We start from the raw sequence: 22,606 nt of genomic DNA on the forward strand, positions 1-22,606 counted from the left end.
GTCGATTCAGGTGTTTCCCTGGAGAATGCGGGGCCGGGGAGTGCGCGGGCCCGGTTCATCTTCTAGGGAAATCACGCGACTTGCCTTTCGCATCGGGTTCCCGGCTGGATTCGGCGGCCTTTTGCCGTGCACTCTCGAAAGGCCCCTTCCCCCGCGGACAGCCCGCACAGGCCGGCCGGTCCCGGGCCGCGGAGATCCCCGACGTGAACGACGGAAAGAAGGCTGACGGCATGCACCGTGTGCTGTGTCCGGTCGAGACGCTCTACGTGGGCCAGAGAAGCAGAGCCGTCCTGTCCTGCACCCTGCGCGGACCCGTGGACGTCCCGGCGTTGTCCGCCGCGTTCGACGCCTTGACGGAGGCGAACCCGGCGCTGCGGTCACGCATCGAGCAGGACGGCGCGGGCCACGTACTGCGTCTCCTGGACGAGGACGAGCGCCCCCGGCTGGCCACCCGCGCGGGCGACGAGGAGGAGGCGTACGCGGCGGAGCTGAACAGGCCCCTGCCGGTCGGTGGCCCGCTGAGCCGAGCCGTCCTGGTCAGCGCGTCGGACGGCGAGAGTCACCTGTTCGTGCTGGTGGTCGACCACACCGTCACGGACGGCCACAGCAGTATCGCGCTCCACAACGCCCTGTGGGACCGCTACCGGGCACTGGTCGACGCGGAGCCCGCGGGCCCGGCGGCGCCGTCCGGACGGCCGCTGTGGCCCGAGCCCGTCAGCCGGCTCCTGCCCCCGGCCGACGAGGCCGACACGGCGAAGTACCTCGACGGCCGTCTGGAGGAGGCGCGGCGCCACCCCGTCGAGCTGGTCCCCTACGACGTCCGGCGTCCCTCCTCCACCGGTCACGAGGCCGGCCCGGACGGGCACATCGAGGTCTCCCGGCTGACCCTGGACCCGGTTCTCACCGGGCGGCTGCGCCGGACGGCGCGCGGCTCGGGTGTCTCCGTGCACGCGCTGATCGCCGCCACGCTCCTGGCCACGGCACGGCGGCGCCTGGGCGGCGACGGTCCCCGCACCCTCGGCTGCCTCTCCCCCGTCGACCTGCGCTCCCGGCTGTCCCCTCCGCTGCCCGCCGGCGCGACGGTGCCCGCGGTCACCACCCACCTGCAGACCCTGGAGGTCTCCGACGCCTCCGAGCCGCTGGATCTGGCCCGAGCCGTGCACGCCCGCCTGGGCGACTTCCTCGACCGCGGTGACCACTTCCACGAGATGCGCATCACTCCGGAGATCCCCCGCAACCCCGCGCTGCAGCTGGCCACGGTGATCGCCACCAACATGGGCGTCGTCCCCGGCCCGCGCCTGCCGCGCGGACTGCGGGCGGTCGACGTGCGTCTGGTGCCGGCCCGCGAGCACTACTTCCCGCAGGCGGGACGCAGCCCCCTCATGGCGTGCGTGGTCTCCTTCGAGGGGCGGCTGTCCGTCGAGTTCCCGCACTCCACCGCCTGTTTCAGCCCGGACTTCATGCGGGCGTTCCGCGACGACGTGCGGGCCGGCCTCCTGCGCTTCGCGGCCGCGGCGGAGCCCGAGCACGCCCGCGCCGACACCGGCAGCGGTACCGGCACCGGCACCGGCACCGGCTGAGTACGGCCCTCCCCCGCGCACCTGTCCCCGCCCGCCCGGCATCCGTGAGGAGCCCCTGCCCGACATGACCACCGTCAGCGAACTGCCCTCTCCCCTGACGCTGCTCCCCCGAGCCCAGGCGGGCGACGAGCACGCGATGAACCACCTCCTGACCGGCATCACGCCGTACGTCGCCCGCATCTGCCGGTCCATCACCCACGACGACGGCGCCGACGCCATGCAGGAGGCGCTGCTCGCCATCTACCGCGGCCTGGGGTCCCTGCGGGAACCGGCGGCGTTCTACGGCTGGGTGCGCTCGGTGACGGTCCGTGAGGCCGTCCGCACCGCCAAGCGCTACGGCGAGGAACGCAGTTGCTCCGACCTGGAGTCGCGGCAGGAGGCGAATCCGCTGGACGCGGTCCACATCAGCGATGTGCTGGAGCGGCTGTCTCAGGCGCACCGGCAGGTCCTCACCCTGCGCGCCTACGGGCTCAACGAGGAGGAGATGGCCGAGGTCCTGGCGCTGCCCCTGGGCACCGTCCGCTCCCGTCTCTTCCGCGCCCGCCGGCGCTTCCAGGAGGCCTGGCAGCCCTCGGCGGCGTGAGACGACGCCGGAGCGAGCCCCGGGTGGCCGTGACGGTGCGTCACCGACACGGCCAGCCGGGGTTCCGGCGGGCCCCGTCCGCGCTACCGCACGTGTTCCGGCAGGACGCGCGGAGGCCACTGGCCGGCGGCGAACAACCCGAACGCGTGCGCGCGCGCCACCAGGGCGGGGCGGTTGGGCGCGTCGAACCTCCGCAGCATCTGCCCGACGCGGTACTCGATTCCCTGACGGCTCAGATAGAGACGGGAGGCCAACTGCACCGTGGACTCGCCACTCGCGACTCCTTCCAGCACCTGCGCGTCGAGGGCGCTGAGTACGGGCCCGTGGCCGGCCGCCTCCGGGGCGCCCTGCCGCGTCCCGCGCGCGTCGCCGGCCCGGGGCGGGCCGTCTCCCCGCTGCGCCTTGCCCGACCGGCGCAGCAGGAGGACGGCGTCGACGGCGTCGCCCGAGGGTTTTCTGACGCGGACTCCGGTGACTTCCGCCTGGAATTTCCGGCCGTCGCCGTCCCGGCAGGTCACCGTTTCCGTAAATCGCCGACAACGCCCCGAGAAGAGGGCGGCGAAGTGTTCCCGCAACCGCGCGGGAACGGGCGCACCGAGCAGGTCGAGAAATCGGCGCCCGCTTATTTCCTCGGCACTGAGGCCGAATGGCCGGGCGAATGCGGGTTCCGCGGCCGTGACGACCGGATCACCGGGGGAGACACGGGCTGCGCGGACGGCCGCCGAGGCGGCATCGCGGTGCACGCCCCTCCCGGCCGGGGCGCGGCGGGCGCGGGCGGCCGGGGCGGCGGCCCTCTTCTTGTGGAGCGAGGCGTCGGGGAAACTCGTGGTCGCCACGGACGTACCGTCCTTCTTCCTGCGCGTGGGGGAGCTGGGAAGGGTCGGCGAGCGCGGAGCGGGCCGATGCGCCGGGCCTGGATGTGGCCCGGCGCCCGGCGACGGCACGTGCCACCTGGTCGGCGGCCGGGCCGGGTGTTCCGCGTCGCTCCGGGCCGGCCGGCGGCGGACGCCGGTCTCCCGGGTGGGGCCAGAGGGAACTGAACGGCCGGTACCGAGGCGGTCGGCACCTGGATGACGTGGATAACGTTGTCAAGGCCATTCGATCTCAGTGTTCGATCCGGGCCGAGAGCCTCCGGGCGGACCGGCCGACCGAGCGGTCGGCCGGTGCGAGGAGCCCTGCCGGGACATGTGCAGCACGAAGAACCTCCACGAGACGAGGGGGATCGCATCAGGGGGCACCTGCGAGACTAAGGGGCGGCAACCCGCGTGGCAAGGGTTTGCCAGATGGCCTCGGCGATCTGGCAACTCCTTTGCAATCGGGCCGATTTCGGGCAGCGCGGACCCCCGGTTCAAACCGTTCCGTGGCGCCGGGCCGGCCCCGGAGGGAGCGGCCGACCAGTATCCGAGAGCTTGTCGGCGCAGCTTGTCGGCGCTTGCCGCGCTTCGTACAGTGTTGGCAACTCCACGCGCCCGACCGGGCAGGCCGGGACCGGCGAGGCGTTGCCGATCGCGCCACGGAACCAGAGGGGGGAGATGCTCGAGCAGCCGCATTTCGGCCGTCGGCTGAAGAGGCTCCGGCTGGCACGGGGCCTGAGCCAGGCCCGCCTGGTCGGTGAAGGCATGTCGACGGGATACCTGTCCCGCCTGGAGTCGGGCGAACGGCGCCCCACCGAGCGCGCCGTGTCCTATCTCGCCCACCGGCTCGGCGTCGAGGTGTCCGCCCTGGCCGGGCCCTCGGACGACAGGTCCCTGACCGGGGTGCTGGCCGCCGTCGCCTCGGCACCGCCCGGTCTGGACGACACGGCGGCCCTCAGCCGCGCGGTCGAGGAGGACACGGGCGAGGACCCCGCCGCCCGCTGGCAGGCGCTGTGGCTGCTGAGCCACGCCGCCGGCCGCGACGGCGACCATGAACTGGAGGGCGAGCGGCTGCGGGAACTCATCGCCCTGAGCGACCTGTTGCAGTCACCGGAACTCAGGGCCAGGTCGCGCGTCCGGTACGCCCGCTGCACCCGCGCGCTGGGAGACATGCACACGGCGGAACCGGTGGCCCTCGAGGCGCTGGCCATCGCCCGCGCCGACGATCTGTCCGTGTCCGACACCCTGGCCGCCCTGATGGTGCTGATCAGCGTCGAGACGGAACTCGGCAGGCTGGAGGCGGCCGGCCGGCACGTCGACGAACTGGAGCGGGATCTGGTGCCCGGGGCCACGCCCGCGCAGGCGGCGGAGGCGTTGTGGACGGCCGCGGTGGTCAGCAACCGCCAGGGCGACGACGCGGCCGCGCGCGCCCGGCTGGACAGGGCTCTGCGCCTGCTCCAGGGCGGGGACGACCTGGTGCTGTGGACCCGGCTGCGGGCCGCGGCCACCGCCGCCGCGCTGCAGATGTCACCGCCCCGGGTGGCCGACGCCGAGCGCTGGCTGGACGAGGCCGCCTCCGTCGTCGGCCTGATCGGCACCCCTCTGCAGCTCCAGGAGTTGCGGGCGCTCCAGGCTCATCTCGCCTTCCACCGGGGCCGGTTGGACGAGGCCCGTGCGCTCGGTGAGGCCCTGCTGTCCGAGGAGGACCTGCGTCTCTCCTACCGCGACCGGGTGCGGCTGTCGGTCCTCGACGGCCGGCTGACGATCCTGGCGGGCCACGTGGACGAGGGCATCACCGTGCTGCGACGGCTCGGACGGGAGGCGACGGAGTCCAGGAACCACGACCTGGCGGCCCATGTCTGGCAGGCGCTGGCCACGGCCCTGGCCGACGCCCGCGCGGAGCGGGGCGTCGACGCCGACGCCGTGGAGGTCGGGTCGCGCGGTGCCGCCGGTCTCCCACCGGGCACGGACGGGACGCCGCAGCGGAAGGGCCCCGGACGGCGCCGCGAGAGCGGCGGCACCGGCCGGCGGTGACGGAGCCCCTCCCCCACCGGTACCGGAGCCGCGGTACGGACGGGCGTCAGAACGGCAGCTTCCCGCGAGCCCGCCGGCCCGCCGAGCCGCTGCGGCCGACCGCGCGGGAGCTGGAACGGAAGGGCTTGCTGAAGAGGCGTCCGAGCAGTCCCGGAGCCTTGGAGCCGGCCCGGGAACCGACACCGAGGGAGCGCTGCGCTCCGTTCTGCGGGTGCCGGGAGAGACGGGGGACGAGAAAGGCGAGGGCAGCGATGACCACGCAAACGGCGATGATGCCGACAACCATCATGCGAGCCTCCTGGGAGGTGAGAGCCGTACCGGTTGGAATCCGTGGATCCCACGTGCCCGCTTCTCGCGTGATCAGGCCCGGGGCGGGACACCGCATGCGGGGAGCGGGGTGCGGCCTCCGCCGGCGGGGCCGCCGCCCTCGGTAGCGGCTACGGCCCCGCGGACTCCAGGAGGCCGGGGTTGCGGACCTCCCGGTGGGTCGACGGCATGCCGTGCGGGAGCCCGTCGTACGGCTTCGGGGGCTGTTCCTCAGGAGTCCGGCCGGCAGTGGGCCGAGTCCGGGTGGGGCACGACCTGGTCGTCGGGACCGGCTCGCTCAGGCCGGGCAGGGCGGCTCCTCCCCCTCGGCGGCCGGGCCGGCGGTGGGTGACGCGCCGGTGTCCGGGGAGGGGCTCGCCGGGTCGGTGGGGCAGTCCTGCGGGGTCGACGGGCCGGGGGCCGGGGTGGGCGTCCCGGTGGGGGCCGGGGTGGGTGAGGGCTCCTGCGTCGGGGAGTCGGACGGCGTGGGATCCGGTGACGGGGACGGTCCGGGTCTCGTCGCGGACGGGGACGGGGACGGCGGCCAGGACGACGGGGAGGGCGGTACCGGGCGGGAGGGAGAGGGGGACGGAGTGGGCGTGCCGGGGTCGGGCCCGACGACGATGCCGTCATCGGCGCCACCGCCCCGGCCGCCGGTTCCCTCGTGGCCGTCCTCGTCGACCGGCTCCGTCGCCGGGGTGGGGCCGCCGGCTCCGGGGGATGCGGGGATGACGCCCTTGCCGTCGGGCACGGTGTGCACGCCGCCGCGGTAGAAGTCGAACCAGTGGCGGACCAGTTCGAGGTAGGAACGCGAGTGGTTGTAGCTGAGGACCGCCCGGTCGAGGTCGGCGGCCCGGCTCAGGTTCCGGTCCCCGGCGCACAGGTAGTGCCCGGCGGCCAGTGCCGCGTCGAAGATGTTGTTGGGGTCCGCGCGGCCGTCGCCGTTGCCGTCCGCGCCCCAGCGCGCCCACGTCGACGGCAGGAACTGCATCGGCCCCACCGCCCGGTCGTACACCGTGTCACCGTCGTGGGCGCCGCCGTCGCTGTCCGGGATCAGGGCGAAGTTCCGGCCGTCGAGCGCGGGGCCCGTGATCCGGCCGAGCGTGGTGCCGTGCCGGTCGACCGCCCCGCCGCGCGCCTGCCCGGACTCCACCTTGCCGATGGCGGCGAGCAGTTCCCAGGGCAGCGCGCACCCCGGGTCCGTCCGGTCGACGGACTTCTCCGCGGCTCGGTAGGCGCGCAGCACGGTGCCCGGGATGCCTGCCTGGGCACGCACCCGGGCGGCCTGCGCGGGGCGCGGCGGGATGTCCGGGGAGACCAGCGGCGGCAGTTCGGTGTGGTACGAGCCGTCGTCGGGTGGGGCGAGTTCGGCGTACGGGAGGTCCGCAGCCGGCGCGGGGCGGCCGTCGGCGGCCTTGCGGACGCTCTCCTGCCGGGGAAGGCCGGGTGCCTGGGAGGCGGTGAGCGCCGCCACCGCGGTCACGGCGATGGCGGTGGCCCGCAGACCCTGCCGGGTCCGGGCGGGCACGCGTCGGGCGCGGTGTTGGGGCATGGTCCGTCACTCCCTGGTGGTGAGGCGCGTGGGGGTTCAGCGGCCGAAGGTGTCGATGCCCGAGACGAGCCAGCGGCCCTCGCGCCGCTCGACGTCGACGGCGAACATCGCCCCGGCGTAGGCGCCGTCGTCCTCCGCCTTCTTGTCGCCGGCGGTGCTCACGCTGCTCTGGTCGGCGTAGACCAGGAGGCGGGCCCGGTCGCCGTCGAGGCGCTCGACCGCGCTGTCGGTGACCGTGGTGGTGATCACCGCCTTCTGCCGGTCGGCCTGCGTGCGGATGTCGCCGAACAGCTCCCGGTGCTGGGCGGCGGCGCGTCCCGTCAGCCACTCCTTCGCGGCCTTGTCGAGGGCGTCGGGGTGCGCGTGGTCGTACGAGAAGAGCGCCGCGACGGCCTTGGTCGACTGGCCCTTGATCTCGCTGGTGCGGGCGGTGTCGGACAGGGCCGTGTTGCGGGCGGCCGGAGTGTCGCGGAGGGCTTCGGCGCGGGCGTGGGCCCAGCCGGCGAAGCCCCCGAGGACGAGGGTCGACAGGCAGAGGGCGACGAGTGCACGGCGTCGTGGCCCGGGTGGGCGCCGGGTCGTTCCGTGCGGTTGCTCCGTGTCCTCGCCGGGCGCGGGGCGGGTCTGCCGGGAGGCCGCCGCCGTGCCGGGCGCGGTGCGCCGGGTGCGCGTGGGTCGAGGCCGGTCGCGGGGTTCCCCGCGTCCCCCGGTGGCGTCGGTGGTCACCGGGGCGGGCGGGACCGCGCGGCCCCGGGGGCCGTCGGTGGCGGCCGGGGTGCGCAGGGTTTCGCCCGCCCGCAAGGCGTCGGCGGCGGCGGGGGTGCGCAGGGCCTCGCGGGCCTGTCGGCGGCGTAGGTTGTTGAGGTGGTGGCGGGTCGTCGGCATCGTGTGTCGTCCTCTCCTGCGCCGGTCAGCCGGCCGACGTGCCGCCGACCGGAGCCTGGCCCAGGGCGCTGAGCTTCCAGTGGCCGTCGGTGCGGGTCAGTTCGCCGAGCATGCGGCTGTCCTTGTCGGTACGCGCGTCGCCGGGCGCCTTCACCGTCACCCGCAGAGCGACCAGCACCCGGGCCCGGCCGGCCCGGTCGTCGAGTTCGGTGAGCGCGCCGGAGAGCACCTTCGCCGTGGTCACGGTCTTGGCGGTCTTCACCTGGGTGACGAACTCGTCCCGCCCGGAGACCAGTTGCTCGTGCAGCTCCCCGGTGGTGGAGGACTCCCAGAGGTCCAGACCGCGGTCGACGCTGCGGTGGTCGAGGGTGTTGAGGTTCTGCACGGCCTGTTCACCGGCGGCGAGGGCCGCGTCGCGCTGCTCGGCGTAGCCCACGGTGTCGTCGTGGGCCGCGTCGTACCAGTCCCAGCCCGCCCACGCGGCGAAGCCGCCCGCGATCAGCGCGAGGACGAGGGCGAGGGCGAGGGCCGGGACGGGCAGCGCCCTCGGCCGGGCCGGTCCGCCGGTTCCGCGTTCCACGCGTGTTCCCCTCTCCCCGCGCCCGTTCATCGGGTCCTGATGTCGACGATCCGCCACTGGTCCCTCTCCCATCGCGCCGTCACCGTGAGCTGGGCCGCCGCGGTGGTGGTCCCGTCCTTGCCCCGGTGTGAGATCTGGTCCAGGAAGACCAGCAACCGCGCGCTGTCGCCGTCGAGTTCGACCACCCCGGTGCGTACGGCCTGGGTGCTCAGCGTGACGCGCTGCTCGGCGAGATCCGCGCGGATCCGGCCCATCAGCTCCGTGTACTGGCGTTCCGCCCGCCCCGCGAGGACGGACCTGGCCGCCCGCTCGGTGGTGTCCAGTCCGTCCGGCGTGTACGAGAAGACGCGGGCGAGGGCGTTGCCCACGTCGCCGGCGACGCGGGTGGTCGCCTCGGCGTCGGTCAGCGCACGGTTCTCGGCGGACGGGGTGGACCTCAGCTGCTGGGCGCCGTGGAAGAGGCCGCAGCCGGCGAGGACGAGCAGCGCGGCGCTCACCGCGGGGACGAGGCGCCGGACGAGCACGCGCGAACGCCGCCCGCCGCGAACGCTCCCAGGAGCCTGCGACGCCTCCTCCTGCCGGACCTCCTGGCCGGGCTCGGCGTCCGCACCGTCGGCGCGGGGCTCGGCCTGGGAGCCGGGCTCGGGGCGTGGCTCGGTGTCGGGCTCGGGCTCGGGCTCGGGCTGCGCCTCGGCACCGGGCCGCGTACCCGCGGGGGAAGGCCCGCCCGGCTCGGACGGTGCGCCGGCGTCGGCATCGGTGTCGGACGGCGTACCGGCGTCGGGCCTCCCGTCCGTGCCGGGCTCCGCGCCGCCCCCGTCCTGGCCGGCGGCCGTCCCGCCCTCCGTCCCGTCGCCCGGGCCGGTCCGGTCCCGGGACCGTCCGAGGTGCAGCAGCCGTGTCATCGGCCCTCGTCCTCCTCCGCCGTCCGCGCGAGCGGTACCGCGCTCAGTGCCCTGACCTTCCACCCGCCCTCTCCCGTGCGGGCCAGAACCGCCTCCAGGCGCTTGCGGTCCGTGGTCGGCCTCTTCGCCCCGGCGGGCGTGACCTCGACGCGTACGGTGGCGATGAGCTTGGCGGTGCCCGCGCGCGTGTCCAGCGCCGTGAGCGCTGCCTCGGTGACCGTGCCCCGCGCCGAAGCGCCCTTCTCGGCAACGGTGCCGCCCAGTTCCTCCCTGAGCGGGCCGGTCGAGGCGGCGCGCCACTCCCGGATACCCGCACGCGCCCGCTCGCGGGACGAGGCGTCGAGGGTGTTGAGGACGGTGAGCCGCTCGCGCCCGTCGGCCAGCGCCTCGTCGCGTTCACGGCCGTACGCGAGGGAGTCGTCGCCCCGGGCCTCGGCGTACGTCCACGCCCCGGTGCCGCAGAAGGCCAGCGCCAGTGCCACTCCCGCCCCGGTGAGGACGCGCGCCCGCCTCATCGGACGGCCTCCGGGTCCGCGCCGAGCAGCCCCGGCAGGCCGGTGACCCCGGTGCCGCCCGTGCCCGGCAGGGCCAGCGCGCCCGGCAGGGACGCGGCGGTGCCCGACGGGGCCGGCGCGGTACTCCCCGTGCTGGCCGTGCTGCCCGACGGCAGGGAGCCGGGCTTGGCCGGGTCGGGCACCGCGCCGCCCCGGGGGGCGTTGGCGGAGCCGCGTACGTTGACGCCGCTCGCGGCCGGCGCCGTGCAGGAGGCGCCGGTGTTGAGGGCGGGGGCGGTGCCGAGGTCCAGCCCGGTGCGGTACCGGGTACCGCCGTAGCCGTCGGTGCAGGGCAGGGGCTTGAAGAAGGTGACGGCCAGGCCCAGATTCATCGTTCCTCCGTCGACGGAGGTGGCGCCGGCCGAGACGGCCGCCGGGTACGTCACGAGGAGTTCCTCGATGCCGCGCTGACGGGTGACGGCGACCTCGGAGGTGGTGAGGAGGTTGGCGAGGACGACGCCCAGGCTGGGGTCGAGGTCCCGCAGCAGCCCGCTGACCTGGGTGGCGGCGTCCGGCGTCACGGTCAGGAGCCGCCGCAGGTCGGCATCGGAGCCCTTGAGGGCGGCGGCGAGTTCCGTGGCACCCTCGGCGAAGCCCCGGATGGCCTGCGCCTCCTCGGCCTGGGTGCGCAGCACGGTCTCGCCGTCGGTGAGCAGACGGGTGGTGGTGGGCAGGTTGCGGTCGGCGGCCTCGATGAAGGCGCTGCCGTTGTCCAGCAGCACCTGCAGGTCGTCGCCGTGGCCCTCGAAGGCCATGCCGAACTCGTCGACGACCGTGCGCAGGTCCTCCAGCGGCACCGACCGGGTGAGGTCGTTCACGCTGGTGAGGACGTCGGTGACGGGCGCGGGCACCTCGGTGTCGGGCAGCTCGATCCGGTTGCCGTCGGCGAGGTGGGGACCCGCGTCGCTCTCGGGCCGCAGGTCGATGTACTGCTCGCCGACCGCGGAGAGCCCGGCCACCACGGCCCGCGTGTCGGCGGGGATGCGGGGGGCGGACTTCTTGATGCGCAGCTGCGCCACCACTCCGTCCGCGGTGAGTTCGATCGGGCCGACCCGGCCCACCGAAACGCCTCGGTAGGTGACGTCGGAGTGGGTGAACAGTCCTCCGGTGTGCGGGAGTTCGACCTTCACCGTGTAGTAGTCGGCGACGCCGACGTACCGGCCGAGGTCCGCGTAGCGGATGCCGAGGAAGCCGAGGACGAGGACGGCGATGACGAGGAAGGCGAGGTTCTTCAGGCGTACGGCGAGGGTGATCATCCCTGTGCGCCTCCGTCCCCGGAGTGGCCGGCGGGTGTCGGTACGGAGGGCAGGGGCAGCGGTGCCGACGGGGAGGCCGTGGCGCCGGCGCCGCTGCCCGAACGCTTCCCGCGTGCGGTGTTCGGCTCGCTCTGCACCGTGGCGGTGGGCGAGGGGGTGGCCTGCGGCACCAGGGGCGGGATCACCTGCGTGCCCGGGGCGGCGGCCATGTTCAGGTACACGTTGAGGTAGTCGCCCTTGACGCCGTTGAGCACCTCGTCGGTGAAGGGGTAGGTGAGCAGCACCTGGAGGGAGTCCGGCAGGTCGGTCCCCGCGTCGGCGAGGGCCTTCAGGGTGGGGGCGATGGCTTTGAGGTCGGCGACCATGTCGTCCTTGCTCGCTTCGACGGTGGAGACGGCGACGCCGGACAGCGTGTCCAGGGAGCGCAGCATGGTCAGCAGGGAGCCACGCTGTTCGTGCAGGGTCTTCATGCCGGGCGACAGGTCGGTCAGGACGGTGCGGACGTCGTCCTTGCGGCCGGCGAGGGTCGCGGCGAGCCGGTTGACGCCGTCGAGGGCGTCGGTGATGTCACCGCGGTGGTCGTCGAGGTTCGCCACGAGTTCCTCGACCCGCTTCAGCATCGAACGGACCTCGGGTTCGCGTCCGCCGAGGGCCTTGTTGAGTTCCTGCGTGATGGTCTTGAGCTGGTTGACGCCACCGCCGTTCAGCAGCAGGGACAGCGCTCCGAACACCTCCTCGACCTCGGTGTTGCGGCCCGTGCGGGAGAGCGGGATGACCCCGCCGTCCCCGAGGCGCTCCCCGTCTGCCCGCCCGGCGGGCGCGACGAGCTGGATGTACTTCTCGCCGAGCAGGCTGGACTGTTCCAGGCGGGCGCCGGCGTCACGGGGCAGCCGGACGTCGCCGTTGATCTCCATGGTGACGCGGGCCGACCACGCGTCGCCGTCGAGGCGGATGGCGGTGACCCGGCCGACGGCGACGTCGTTGACCTTGACCGCGGCCTGCGGCACCAGGCTGAGGGCGTCGTCCAGTTCGGCGGTGACGGTGTACGGGTGGGAGCCGAGGTCGGCGCCGCCCGGCAGGGGCAGGTCCTCGATGCCGTGGAAGCGCGGGGCGGTGACGGAGAACGCGCCGAGGGCGAGCGCGAAGCCGAGGCCGAGGGCGAGGAGTCCGCCGATCCCCACGCCGGTGACGGCGCCGGTGGTCAGCGCACGCCGCCGTACCGTGCCGTGCGGGGCCTCGACGCGGTCCGCCTCGGCGGTCTCCACCTGGTCCGCCACCGTCGCGTCCACCGGGTCGGACGGCCTTCCCCGGCGCCCCACCACGCGCTTCACCGCTCCCCCTCCCTCGAGGCCGGTGCCGAGGCCGCGGAGCCGCCGGTCGCCGGCAGGGGCAGCAGCGGGCCGCCCATGCTGATCTCGTTGAGGTTGGCGCGGCCGTCGATCCTGCCGGTGTCCACGTCGTAGGCGCCGACGAGGTTGTCCGCGGCCAGGGGTGAGACGTCCAGCGCCTCGGCCAGTGAGGCGCGCCGGCGGACCAGGGTCTCGGTGATCGGAACGAGCCGTTCCACGTTCTCCTTCAGCTCGCCCCGGTTGTCCTCGATGAAGGTCTTCACCTGGCCGAGGGCGGTGCCGAGTTCCTCCAGCGCGCCCGCGAGGTCGTCCTTGTTGTCGGCGAAGTAGCCGACGACGGTGTCCAGCCGCTCCTGGGCGGTGCGTACGTCGGTGTCCTTGTCCTTGAGCATGGTGGTGAAGGTCTGCAGGCTGCCGAGGGTCGCGAACAGGTCGTCGCTGGAGCCGTCCAGGGTCCTGATGGCCTTCCCGAACTCCTCGATGCCCTCGCCGATGGCCTCACCGTTGCCGTCGAGATTGGCGGCGCCGGTCCTCAGCAGGTCGGACAGGGCTCCGGAGGAGTTGGCCCCGTCCGGCCCGAGTGCCTCGCCGAGTTCGGTGATCGAGGCGTAGAGCTGGTCGATCTCGACCGGGGTGCGGTTGCGGGAGGCGGGCAGCACGGCGCCGTCGGCGAGGGCGGCTCCGGAGCGGTAGGCGGGGGTGAGCTGGACGTAGCGGTCGGCGACGACGCTGGGCGCGACCACCAGGGCGCGCGCCGACTTCGGTACGCGTACGCCCTCGTCCAGGGCCAGGTCGACCCGTACCCGCGTGCCCTGGGGGTGGACCGACTCCACCTCGCCCACCCGGACGCCGAGGACGCGCAGGTCCGAGCCGGCGTAGATGCCGACGGCGCGGTCGAAGTAGGCGGTGATGCGGGTGCCGGAGGAGTCCAGGGCGCGCACCGCGGCGAGTCCGGCGGCGACCACGGCGAGGGCGACCGCGGTCGCGAGGAGTCTTCTGCGTTTGCTCATCACTCACCGCTCCCCCGGGCCGCCGCCGGCTGCTTGGGCGGCATGCAGGACGTCTCGGGTCGGGACTGCGCGGGCAGGTAGTCGCGGGGCACCACCCCGCAGAGGTAGCTGTCGAACCAGCGGCCGCTGCCGAGGGTATTGCCGACCAGGCGGTAGTAGGGGCCGACCAGGGCGAGCATGCGGTCCAGCTGGCCGCTGTTCTCCTCCAGGACGGTGGTGACGCGGCCGAGGGCCTTCAGGGTGGGACCGAGCTGCTTCTCGTTGTCGCCCACCACGCCGGTCAGTTCGGTGCCCAGGTCGCGGCTGCCCTCCAGCAGGGCGGTGATGGCGTCCCGCCGGTCCTGGAGTTCGCCGAGCAGCGGCCCGGCGTCCTCGATGAGGGTCTCGAAGCTGGACTTCTTGTCCTTCAGCGTCCGGGTGAACCGGGCACTGCCCTTGAGCAGCTCCGACAGTTCGCGGTCCCGCTTGGAGACGGAGCGCGACAGGTCGGACAGCCCGGTGGCGGCCTTGCGGACGTGCGGCGGGGAGTTCTCGAAGGTCTCCGTGATCGTCTCGAAGCTCTCGGCGAGTCGCTGGGTGTCGATGGCGTCGACGGTGGAGCCGAGATCCTGGAACGCCTGGGTGACGTCGTACGGCGACGTGGTCCGGGACCGCGGGATGCGGTTGCCGGGGTCCTGTTCGGCGGTGCCGAGCGGGTCGAGGGCCAGGTACTTGTCGCCGAGCAGGGTCTTGATGGCGATGGCCGCGGTGGTCCGGTCCCCGATCCAGGCGCCCTCGACCTCGAAGGTGACCTTGACCCGGTCGCCGTCGAGGGCGACCGCGGTGACCTCACCGACCTTGACGCCGGCGACGCGCACCTCGTCGCCCTCGTCCAGTCCCGCCGCCTCGGAGAAGTCGGCGCTGTAGGTGGTGCCGCCGCCGGTGAGGGAGAACCGGTCGGCGTGGTAGGCGAGGACGGTGAGCAGGGCCAGCAGGAGCAGGCCGACCAGGGCCACGGCGACCGGGTTGCGGTCCTTGACCGGCTTCAGGCGCGGCGGGCGGGAGCGGCGGGGCGCGGGGGTGGCGCGGCGTTCGGGCCGCAGCAGCAGGCTCATGCCCCGCACCTCGCTTCGGTGACCGCGATGCCGGTCGGCGGCTTCGCGCCGGTGGAGGTGGTGACGCCGTCCACGCGGGCCTCGCAGAGGTAGAGGTTGAACCAGGAGCCGTAGGAGGACAGGCGGCCCAGGGCGGTCAGCTTGGCGGGGGTGCGGGCGAGGAAGTCCTCGATCTGCGGGGTGGCGTCGCCGAGGTTGTCCGAGAGCCGGCCCAGCTCGCGGATGTCCTGCTTCAGGGGCGCGCGTCCTTCTTCGAGGAGGTCGGCGGTCACGGTGGTCAGGTCGCCCATGGCCACGACGGCCTTGCCCAGGGGCTCGCGGTCGTCGTTGAAGCCGGTGACGAGCTTCTGGAGGGTGTCCACGAGGTTGTCGAAGTCGCTCTCGCGGTCGTTGAGGGTGGTCAGGACCGTGTTGAGGTTCTCCACCACCTCGCCGATGACCTCGTCCTTGGCGGCGACCGTCGTGCTCACGGAGCCGATGTGCCGGACGAGGCTGTCGACGGTGCCGCCCTCGCCCTGGAGGACCTGGACGATGGAGCCGGCGAGTTCGTTGACGTCCTTCGGGGAGAGGCCTTCGAAGAGCGGCTTGAAGCCGTTGAAGAGCAGGGTCAGGTCGAGCGCGGGGGCGGTCCGGTCGAGCGGGATGGTGTCGCCGGCGTCGAGGGCGCCGGTGAGGTCGCCGCTGCCGCGTTCCAGGGCGATGTAGCGCTGTCCGACCATGTTGAGGTACTTCACCGCGGCGGTGGTCGACGCGGGCAGGGTGCGGTCGTCGCGGACGGTGAAGGTGACCTGGGCGGTGCGCCGGTCGACGACACGGACGTCGGTGACCTCGCCGACCTCGACCCCCGAGATCCGCACGCTGTCGCCGTCGGTGACTCCGGTGACGTCGGTGAACAACGCCTTGTAGGAGAGGCTGTCGTCACCGACGCCGGTGCCGGAGACGCTCAGCCCGAGGACGGTCGTGGCCAGCGCGGTGACCACCAGGAAGGCGAGGGACTTGAGCACCGGTCCGGTCAGCGGACGGCGCCGGGTGTGGGCGGCGCGCCGGGACGTCATCGCAGAGTCACCTCCGTGCCGCGCAGCGCCGGGCCCGCCAGGAGGCTGCTCCACTCGGGGAGGTCGGTGGGGTCCTTGCCGGTGGCGGGTGCGAGGAGTTCGTTGACGAGGTCGTTCTCCTGCGGGGAGTTGGCGGGCCCGAGGTCCTGCCCGGCCGCCGCGGGCACCTGTACGGCCGGTTTCGCGGAGACGCCGAGGTAGGGCACGGGGTAGCAGCGGGGGCCGCCGCCGGCACCGTAGGAGGGGGTGTCGCTGCCGGGGCGGTAGGCGCCTCGGGACGGCACGGTGGTGACGTCGACGCGCAGACCGGGCCGGTCGGTGCCCTTGCCGAGGGCCTCGTCCATGGCCGGCACGAAGTCGGCGAGGGTGCGCAGGGTGCAGGGGAAGGCCGCGGAGTACTCGGCGAGCAGTTCCAGGGTGGGCCGGGAGGAGGCGGAGAGCCGGATGATGGTGTCCTCGTTCTGCCGCAGGAAGGCGGTCATGTCCTCGGCCGTCCGGGTGGTGGCGCCGAGGGTGCCGGCCAACTCGCTCTTCTTCTCCGCCAGGGTGCCGCTGGTGGTGGTGAAGTCGGTGAGGGCCGTGAGGATCTCGGGGGCGCTGTCGGCGTAGACGTGGCTGACCTTCACGAGTTCCCTCAGGTCGCGGTTGAGCGTGGGCAGTTGGGGGTTGAACTCGCGCAGGTGGGAGTCGAGGAGGGTGAGCGTGTCGCCGAGACGGTCACCGCGCCCCTCCAGGGCCTGGGAGACGGCGGAGAGGGTGGCGGAGAGCTTCTGCGGCTGGACGGCGGTGAGCATGGGCAGCACGTTGTCCAGCACTTCCTGCAGTTCGACGGCGCTGGCGGAGCGGTCCTGCGGGATGACGGCGCCGGCGGCCAGCGGCTGCGCGGACGACGAGGCCGGCGGGACCAGGGCGACGAAGCGCTCGCCGAACAGGGTGGTGGGCAGCATCTGGGCCCGCACGTCGGCCGGGATGTCGGCGCGGGCGCCGGGCCGCAGGGCGAGGGTGAGCCGGGCGCCGTCGTGGGTGGCGTCGATCTCGCGGACCTCGCCGACGACGACGCCGCGCAGCTTCACCTCCGCGCCCAGGTGCATCTCGTTGCCGACGCTGCCGGTCTCCACGACCACCGGGTCGGAGTCGGTGAACCGTTTGTCGTAGACGGCGACCGCGAGCCACACCAGCAGGGCGGGGACCACCAGGAAGACCACTCCGGCGAGCCGGCGGCGTACGGTCGCGCCTCGTGCACCGCTCATGTCACCCCGCCACCTTCACGGTCGTGGTGGCGCCCCACAGGGCCAGCGACAGGAAGAAGTCGGTGACGCTGATCAGCACGATGGCGTTGCGCACCGACCGGCCGACGGCGACGCCGACCCCGGCCGGGCCGCCGGAGGCCCGGTAGCCGTAGTAGCAGTGGGCGACGATCACCATCACGCTGAAGATCAGCACCTTCAGGACGGAGAGCAGCACGTCCGTGGGTGAGAGGAAGAGGTTGAAGTAGTGGTCGTACGTGCCCCGGGACTGGCCGTTGAAGAGGACGGTGACGTAGCGGGAGGCCAGGTAGGAGGAGAGCAGCCCGATCGCGTAGAGCGGGATGATGGCGACGACGCCGGCGATGATGCGGGTGGTGACCAGGTAGGGCAGGGAGCGGATGCCCATGCCTTCTAGGGCGTCGACCTCCTCGTTGATGCGCATGGCGCCGAGCTGGGCGGTGAAGCCGGCACCGACGGTCGCGGAGAGGGCGAGTCCGGCGACCAGCGGGGCGATCTCGCGGGTGTTGAAGTACGCGGAGACGAACCCGGTGAAGGCGGCGGTGCCGATCTGGTCGAGGGCCGCGTACCCCTGGAGTCCCACGACGGTCCCGGTGAACAGGGTCATCGCGATCATCACGCCGATGGTGCCGCCGACGACCCCGAGACCGCCGGTGCCGAAGGCGACCTCGGCCAGCAGCCGCTGCACCTCCTTGAGGTAGCGGTGCAGGGTGCGCGGGATCCAGAGCAGGGAGCGCACGTAGAAGAGGAGCTGGTCGCCGGAGCGGTCGAGCCAGACGAGCGGGGACGCCACGGACCTCAGCCTCCCTTCGGCGGGACGAGTTGGAGGTAGACGGCCGTCATCACCATGTTGACGAAGAAGAGCAGCAGGAAGGTGATGACGACGGACTGGTTGACGGCGTCGCCGACGCCCTTGGGGCCGCCGCGCGGGTTCAGGCCCCGGTAGGAGGCGACGATGCCGGCGATGAACCCGAAGACGAGGGCCTTGAGTTCGCTGACGTAGAGGTCGGGGAGCTGGGCGAGGGCGGAGAAGCTGGAGAGGTAGGCACCGGGCGTGCCGTCCTGGAGGAAGACGTTGAAGGCGTAGCCGCCGAGGATGCCGACCGCGGAGACCAGGCCATTCAGCAGGACCGCGACGCCCATGGTGGCCAGCACGCGGGGCACGACGAGGCGTTGCACGGGTGAGACGCCCATGACCTCCATGGCGTCCAGTTCCTCGCGGATGGTGCGCGAGCCGAGGTCGGCGCAGATCGCGGAGCCGGCCGCACCGGCGATCAGCAGGGCGACGATCAGCGGGCTGGCCTGCTGCACGACGGCCAGGACACTGGCGCCGCCGGTGAAGGACTGGGCGCCGAGCTGCTGGGTGAGGGAGCCGACCTGGAGGGCGATCACGGCGCCGAACGGGATCGAGACCAGGGCCGCGGGCAGGATGGTGACGCTTGCGATGAACCAGAACTGCTCCACGAACTCGCGGAACTGGAAGGGCCGTCGGAAGATCGCGCGGGCCACCTCGGCGGCGAGCGCGAAGAGCCGGCCGGTCTGCCGCAGGGAGCCGGTGATCATGCGCCGCTCCCGCGGGCCGGCAACGGGAGCGTCGCGGCGGCGGTGCCGTGCGTACCGGGTGTGCCGGGAACACCGGACGCGCCGTCGGCCGGGCGGGCGGCGTAGGTGCGCTCGATGGCGGCGCGGGCGGCGGGCGGCAGCCGGTCGAGCATGCCCAGGACCCGCTCCCGGCGCCGGGTGACCGCGCGGCGCGGCGGAAGTCCGGGGGACGGCTCCAGCTGGGGGACGATCTCCCGGGGACCGTCCGGGCCGCGCGGTCCGGCGGCCTCGGCCGCGAGCGTGGCGGCGTCCTTCTCCTCCGACATGCCGATCGGGCCCTCGCGGCGGCCGGCCAGGAACTGCGCCACGACCGGCTCCTCGCTGGTGAGGAGCACCTCGCGCGGGCCGAAGGTGACCAGTTCGCGCCGGAAGAGCATGCCCATGTTGTCCGGGACCGTGGCGGCGATGTCGAGGTTGTGGGTGACGATCAGCATCGTCGCGTCGATCTGCGCGTTGAGGTCGATGAGCAACTGGGAGAGGTAGGCGGTGCGGACGGGGTCGAGCCCCGAGTCGGGTTCGTCGCACAGGATGATCTGCGGGTCGAGCACGAGCGCGCGGGCGAGTCCGGCCCGCTTGCGCATACCGCCGCTGATCTCCCCCGGCAGTTTGCCCTCGGCGCCCAGCAGTCCGACGACCTCGATCCGCTCCATGACGATGCGGCGGATCTCGGACTCCTTCTTCCGGGTGTGCTCGCGCAGCGGAAAGGCGATGTTGTCGAAGAGGGACATGGAACCGAAAAGGGCGCCGTCCTGGAACATGAGCCCGAATTTCTTCCGGGTCTCGTAGATATCCCGCTCAGGGCTGTTCACCATGTCGACGCCGTCGATGAGGACACGGCCGCGCTCCGGTTTCAGCAGTCCGATGAGCGACTTGAGGAACACGGTCTTTCCGGTGCCGGACGGACCGAGCATCACGCTGACCTCACCGGCCGGCAGGGTGAGGCTCACGTCCTGCCAGATCCGCTGCCTGCCGAAGGACTTGGTGAGGCCCTCGACCACCACTTCGATTCCCATATCACCTCCAAAGAGGGTGAGGCCGGTGTGCACCGCGCAGCGCACGTTAAGCCGGTGCACGGTTCACTGACAATAGAGGGGGAGCCGGACTCCGCCGGATTCCCCGTTCTTTGTCACCGCGCAGACAAAGCACGTCGCGGACTTTGTCTGCTGGGTGCGGGGCAGGGCCGCGCGGCTCCCGGGGGGAGGGCTCCGCGCGGCCCTGCCGGCGGATGTCCGCCCCTGAAGGAGGGCAAGGCCGGAATTCACCCGTCGTGCCTCCTCGGTATGGGAGGCACCCACCAGGAGATCAGCGCCGTGCCCGGCACGCTACGGCCGGGTAACCTGAGGGGGCAAGAGAGGGATACGACCTTTCCGCAAGGTTTTGGTTCGGCCACCGCGTTTTTGTCAGCGCGGCAACACATACCTGCCCGCTTCTTGTCACTCGGTGAGCAATACGGGCCGCACGGGGTCCGGGGAACACCCCCCGCGCCCTTGCCGGGGCAGGCCCGCGCCGGTCCCCGCCGAGCCGCCTTCCTTAGCAGCGGGTGACTAAGCCGGACTCCGGACTGCTCACCTGGGGAACAGGTATTTCCACTTCTCCAAAGAATCATGGTCGGCGCCATTGTTCGCCTAAGTTTCCCGCAAGTAACGTCGTGGCTCGCGGTCGAGGATTTCCGGGCCGCGGACCGCCCGGTCCCCCGCTCCACGGGTGCGGGCGTGAACCCTCTCTGCCGGTCAATCCACTAGGGAGTCCCCCATCATGAAGAAGCCTCTGACAAGAATCGCCCTCGTGGCGGGCGCGGGCGCCGCCGCGTTCGCCATGACCGTCGCCCCCGCCTCGGCGGTTCCCTCCACGGTCTGGACCGTCACCCCGTCGCCGGCCAACTTCTCGGCGACCAACAGCGGGAACATCGTGCTGACCGCCAACATCCCGATGACGTGTACGACGTCGAGCGCCTCGGGCACGATGGCCAGCGCCACCGGCAACCCCGCGACGGTGGCCGGCATCAACGCCATCAACTTCGGCACCAGCGCCTCGCCGTGCACCAGCGTCCTGGGCAACGTCACGACCATCGCGACCACCCCCTGGACCGTCGTCGCCCAGGACTACACCGCCTCGACCGGTTTGACCAAGGGCCACGTCGGCAACGTCAAGGCGAAGGTGACCGCCGGCGCCTGCGTGTTCAACGTGCAGGGCAAGGCCACCGCCACCTACACCAACTCCAGCGGCATCCTCGAGGTCGCCAGCCTCAGCGGCGATCTGGCCGTCACCTCGGCCTCCGGCTGCGGCACCGTGGTCACCACCGCCACCAAGCCCACCTTCAAGGGCAAGTACGCGGTCAAGGTCACGGGCACCAGCACCATCCCGAAGATCGTCGGGTCCAACCCGTAACCGGGGCACGGCTCGCCGCCGTCCGGCCGGTGATCCCGGCCGGACGTGCGGGCCTCCCGCAGACGGTGGCCGCCGACGGCCGTCAAGACCGTGGCACGACCCGAGCGGAGTGACAGATGAGGGACCCCCGTACCGCCGTCCGACGGACGGCCCGCAGCCGCGCCCGGAGCGCGACGATCGCCGCGTTCGTCGTGCTGGCCGCCACCGTGCCCGCGGCGGCCGGGGCGGCCGGTACGCAGGAGGTCGACACCGCGCTGCCCTACGTGTGCCCGTTCCCCTCCGGGGAGCAGGCCGCGACGGTGCGGATCGCGGCGTCCTTCCCGCAGCGGGTGGCGGCGGGTGAACCGATCGAGCCCGCGGACGTCACCACGACCGTCGAGCTGCCGGAGCCGGCGGTGGCGGACCTCGCGGCGCTGGGCGCGGCCGATGTCCGGGCGGCGACCCGCCTCGGAGTCGGCGTCACCCAGGGCGAGGCCACCGCCGACGCCACCTGGCGCGGCGACACGGAGTCCACGGCCCTGCCCGCGGGCGGACCGCTGACGCTGACCGCCACCGGAGAGGTCCCCTCGGTGACCGGGCGAAGCGCGGGCGAACTGACCCTGCGCGCCGACGGCTTCGCCCTGGACCTGACCCTGGGCACCGCGGACGGCGGCGCCACCGACCCCGCCGCGGTGACCGTCGACTGCACCCTCGGCGAGGGTGCCCCGGACGGGGGCCGGCTGGCCACCGTCCAGGTCGGCACGGACGAGGGAGGCGGCACGGACGCCCCGAGCGGGGAGCCGTCCGGCCCGTCCTCCGCCTCCGGCACGCCGGGGCAGCCCGGGGCGGGCCCCGAAAGGGACCCGGCGGACCGGCAGGGCGAGCGCGCCCCGAAGGTGGAGGAGCCCGCACCGGGCGGTGCCGCAGCCGAGCGGACCGCGCCGAACTGCAAGTACGACGAGCAGTACCCGGCCGGACCGATGTCGCTGAACGCCTACATCACCGGCTACTCCAACGTGAACAAGCTCGACGGCGCCGCACTGATCCCGCCGTTCTGCACGCTGATCACCCAGGGCGAGCCGCAGTTCGAGTTCTTCCCGGACTTCAGCGGCGCCACCATCACCCAGCACTCCACCGCCGACCTCTACCACCAGCAGCGCAGGCAGACCCCGCCCTTCGAGGCGACCTTCCTGACCTTCGACTTCACCCCGACGACGGCCACGATGGTGCTGGAGCAGACGGGTCCGATGACCATCGACTCGCACGGCGCCACCGACTTCGCGTTCACCAGCACGGACACCTACGTCCGGGCCCCGGTCGTGCTCCGGGTCACCTCCCTGAAGGTCAACGGAACTCCCCTGGACGTGGGGACGGCGTGCCGGACGAAGGCGTCCCTCGCCTCCCCGGACCCGGAGCCGGAGAAGTACCCCGGCGACCACCTGGTCCTGCACGGCAGGGGCGAGCAGGTCACCGGCGAGACCGCCACCGGCTACCTGCTGCTGTCCGGCGGCCCGCTCACCGGCGAGGTCACCATCCCCGCGTTCACGGGCTGCGGCACGGCCGACGGCGAGAACCTCGACCGCCTGCTCACGGCCTCGGTCTCCGGCCCCGGCAACTACGTCAAGCAGATCCAGGGCCAGGCCTGCTTCGTCTCGGCCGACGAGCTCAACCCGGACGAGTGCACCGAGGACGGCCGGCCCCGCAAGATCCCCGTAGCCGAACGCTGATCCTCCCCCGCTCCCTCCTTCTTCCACCCCCTGACCCGGAAGGCACAT

At 73.1% G+C, this 22,606-nt stretch carries 21 protein-coding genes; 5 read left to right on the forward strand and 16 right to left on the reverse strand.

Annotated elements, in window-relative coordinates:
• The first annotated feature begins 230 nt into the window (after positions 1-230).
• Together ACVV2G_RS17125 and ACVV2G_RS17130 are read left to right on the forward strand one after the other, a co-directional pair.
• A complete protein-coding gene (locus ACVV2G_RS17125; RefSeq protein WP_453843562.1) occupies positions 231-1,580 on the forward strand; it encodes a phthiocerol/phthiodiolone dimycocerosyl transferase family protein in 1,350 nt (449 codons plus the stop codon).
• A 64-nt stretch (positions 1,581-1,644) separates the two neighbouring features.
• Entirely contained in the window at positions 1,645-2,163 is a 519-nt protein-coding gene (locus ACVV2G_RS17130; RefSeq protein ID WP_453843563.1) for an RNA polymerase sigma factor, read from the forward strand.
• 83 nt (positions 2,164-2,246) lie between these two features.
• On the opposite strand, the gene ACVV2G_RS17135 is transcribed toward ACVV2G_RS17130, so the two are convergent.
• Positions 2,247-2,999, reverse strand: a complete 753-nt coding sequence (locus ACVV2G_RS17135) for a PAS domain-containing protein (protein ID WP_453843564.1) — start codon at positions 2,997-2,999, stop codon at positions 2,247-2,249.
• A 696-nt stretch (positions 3,000-3,695) separates the two neighbouring features.
• Here ACVV2G_RS17135 and ACVV2G_RS17140 point away from each other — a divergent pair.
• On the forward strand, positions 3,696-5,051 hold the full coding sequence (locus tag ACVV2G_RS17140) for a helix-turn-helix domain-containing protein (RefSeq protein ID WP_453843565.1): 1,356 nt from the start codon (positions 3,696-3,698) through the stop codon (positions 5,049-5,051).
• Positions 5,052-5,097: 46 nt separating this feature from the next.
• Here the strand turns inward: ACVV2G_RS17140 and ACVV2G_RS17145 are convergent, their stop codons facing one another.
• The 15 genes from ACVV2G_RS17145 to ACVV2G_RS17215 form a co-directional block, all read right to left on the reverse strand.
• On the reverse strand, positions 5,098-5,340 hold the full coding sequence (locus ACVV2G_RS17145; protein WP_453843566.1) for a DUF6411 family protein: 243 nt from the start codon (positions 5,338-5,340) through the stop codon (positions 5,098-5,100).
• 315 nt (positions 5,341-5,655) lie between these two features.
• Entirely contained in the window at positions 5,656-6,909 is a 1,254-nt protein-coding gene (locus tag ACVV2G_RS17150) for a lytic transglycosylase domain-containing protein (protein ID WP_453843567.1), read from the reverse strand.
• Positions 6,910-6,945: 36 nt separating this feature from the next.
• Positions 6,946-7,794, reverse strand: coding sequence for a hypothetical protein (locus ACVV2G_RS17155; protein WP_453843568.1), 849 nt, complete (start codon positions 7,792-7,794; stop codon positions 6,946-6,948).
• Between the two features lie 25 nt (positions 7,795-7,819).
• The gene (locus ACVV2G_RS17160) at positions 7,820-8,404 is read right to left on the reverse strand and encodes a nuclear transport factor 2 family protein (protein ID WP_453843569.1); all 585 of its coding nucleotides are present in this window, start codon (positions 8,402-8,404) and stop codon (positions 7,820-7,822) included.
• Complete coding sequence (locus ACVV2G_RS17165) at positions 8,401-9,279, reverse strand: hypothetical protein (protein WP_453843570.1); 879 nt, start codon at positions 9,277-9,279, stop codon at positions 8,401-8,403. Before ACVV2G_RS17165 ends, ACVV2G_RS17160 begins: the two co-directional genes overlap by 4 nt.
• Entirely contained in the window at positions 9,276-9,794 is a 519-nt protein-coding gene (locus ACVV2G_RS17170; protein WP_453843571.1) for a hypothetical protein, read from the reverse strand. Before ACVV2G_RS17170 ends, ACVV2G_RS17165 begins: the two co-directional genes overlap by 4 nt.
• The gene (locus tag ACVV2G_RS17175) at positions 9,791-11,089 is read right to left on the reverse strand and encodes an MCE family protein (RefSeq protein WP_453843572.1); all 1,299 of its coding nucleotides are present in this window, start codon (positions 11,087-11,089) and stop codon (positions 9,791-9,793) included. The genes ACVV2G_RS17170 and ACVV2G_RS17175 overlap by 4 nt, the downstream gene beginning before the upstream one ends.
• Positions 11,086-12,294 (reverse strand): MCE family protein, encoded by a 1,209-nt coding sequence (locus ACVV2G_RS17180; RefSeq protein WP_453843719.1) that lies wholly within the window; start codon positions 12,292-12,294, stop codon positions 11,086-11,088. Before ACVV2G_RS17180 ends, ACVV2G_RS17175 begins: the two co-directional genes overlap by 4 nt.
• Positions 12,295-12,416: 122 nt before the next feature.
• Entirely contained in the window at positions 12,417-13,448 is a 1,032-nt protein-coding gene (locus ACVV2G_RS17185; protein ID WP_453843574.1) for an MCE family protein, read from the reverse strand.
• Positions 13,448-14,542, reverse strand: coding sequence for an MCE family protein (locus tag ACVV2G_RS17190; protein ID WP_453843575.1), 1,095 nt, complete (start codon positions 14,540-14,542; stop codon positions 13,448-13,450). Before ACVV2G_RS17190 ends, ACVV2G_RS17185 begins: the two co-directional genes overlap by 1 nt.
• The gene (locus ACVV2G_RS17195; RefSeq protein ID WP_453843576.1) at positions 14,539-15,597 is read right to left on the reverse strand and encodes an MCE family protein; all 1,059 of its coding nucleotides are present in this window, start codon (positions 15,595-15,597) and stop codon (positions 14,539-14,541) included. The genes ACVV2G_RS17190 and ACVV2G_RS17195 overlap by 4 nt, the downstream gene beginning before the upstream one ends.
• On the reverse strand, positions 15,594-16,847 hold the full coding sequence (locus tag ACVV2G_RS17200; protein WP_453843577.1) for an MCE family protein: 1,254 nt from the start codon (positions 16,845-16,847) through the stop codon (positions 15,594-15,596). Before ACVV2G_RS17200 ends, ACVV2G_RS17195 begins: the two co-directional genes overlap by 4 nt.
• A 1-nt stretch (position 16,848) precedes the next feature.
• Positions 16,849-17,655, reverse strand: coding sequence for an MlaE family ABC transporter permease (locus ACVV2G_RS17205; RefSeq protein ID WP_453843578.1), 807 nt, complete (start codon positions 17,653-17,655; stop codon positions 16,849-16,851).
• A gap of 5 nt (positions 17,656-17,660) precedes the next feature.
• Complete coding sequence (locus tag ACVV2G_RS17210; protein ID WP_453843579.1) at positions 17,661-18,425, reverse strand: MlaE family ABC transporter permease; 765 nt, start codon at positions 18,423-18,425, stop codon at positions 17,661-17,663.
• The gene (locus tag ACVV2G_RS17215; protein WP_453843580.1) at positions 18,422-19,477 is read right to left on the reverse strand and encodes an ABC transporter ATP-binding protein; all 1,056 of its coding nucleotides are present in this window, start codon (positions 19,475-19,477) and stop codon (positions 18,422-18,424) included. Before ACVV2G_RS17215 ends, ACVV2G_RS17210 begins: the two co-directional genes overlap by 4 nt.
• Before the next feature lie 742 nt (positions 19,478-20,219).
• Between ACVV2G_RS17215 and ACVV2G_RS17220 the strand changes: the two genes are divergently transcribed.
• Both ACVV2G_RS17220 and ACVV2G_RS17225 read left to right on the forward strand, forming a co-directional pair.
• Positions 20,220-20,852: a hypothetical protein gene (locus ACVV2G_RS17220; protein ID WP_453843581.1), complete on the forward strand. Its 633-nt coding sequence runs from the start codon at positions 20,220-20,222 to the stop codon at positions 20,850-20,852.
• Positions 20,853-20,968: 116 nt separating this feature from the next.
• Positions 20,969-22,558 (forward strand): DUF6801 domain-containing protein, encoded by a 1,590-nt coding sequence (locus tag ACVV2G_RS17225; protein WP_453843582.1) that lies wholly within the window; start codon positions 20,969-20,971, stop codon positions 22,556-22,558.
• Positions 22,559-22,606: the final 48 nt, after the last annotated feature.

It is taken from the genome of Streptomyces sp. JK94 (genome assembly GCF_053613315.1).